This is a genomic window from Kitasatospora arboriphila, from assembly GCF_039528095.1.
In the GTDB taxonomy this organism is placed as follows: Bacteria; Actinomycetota; Actinomycetes; order Streptomycetales; family Streptomycetaceae; genus Kitasatospora; species Kitasatospora arboriphila.
This window is the reverse complement of sequence record NZ_BAAALD010000273.1, coordinates 1-617: the sequence shown is the minus strand read 5'-3', so window position 1 is coordinate 617 and position 617 is coordinate 1. Positions and strand designations below refer to the sequence as shown.

Below are 617 nucleotides of genomic sequence, written 5' to 3'. Positions count from 1 at the left end.
ATCTTAACGCCATGTAGAGAGGCTGGTTGATGAAAATCTTAGTCATTGAAGACGATGCGCTGCTGTTGCAGGGGTTAATTCTGGCGATGCAAAGTGAAGGATACGTGTGCGACGGCGTCTCCACCGCGCACGAAGCCGCGCTATCGCTGGCCAGCAATCATTACAGCCTGATCGTGCTGGATCTCGGCCTGCCGGATGAAGACGGGCTGCATTTTCTCTCCCGCATGCGGCGGGAGAAAATGACCCAGCCGGGGCTGATCCTCACCGCCCGCGATACGCTTGAGGATCGCATTAGCGGTCTCGATACCGGGGCGGATGACTACCTGGTAAAACCCTTTGCCCTGGAGGAACTCAATGCGCGCATTCGCGCCCTGCTCCGCCGGCATAACAACCAGGGCGATAATGAAATCAGCGTCGGCAATCTGCGCCTTAACGTCACTCGCCGCCTGGTGTGGCTGGGTGAAACGGCGCTGGATCTTACGCCGAAAGAGTATGCCCTGCTGTCGCGACTGATGATGAAAGCCGGTAGCCCGGTGCATCGCGAGATCCTCTACAACGACATTTACAGCTGGGACAACGAGCCGGCGACCAATACCCTGGAAGTGCATATTCACAAC

At 57.2% G+C, this 617-nt stretch carries 1 protein-coding gene; it reads left to right on the top strand.

Annotation, left to right across the window (positions count from 1 at the left end; all coding sequences use genetic code 11):
* Nucleotides 1-29: 29 nt before the first annotated feature.
* Nucleotides 30-617, top strand: a 588-nt coding sequence (pmrA, locus tag ABD353_RS39920; RefSeq protein ID WP_344628601.1) for a two-component system response regulator PmrA, incomplete at its 3' end; no start/stop codon positions are given.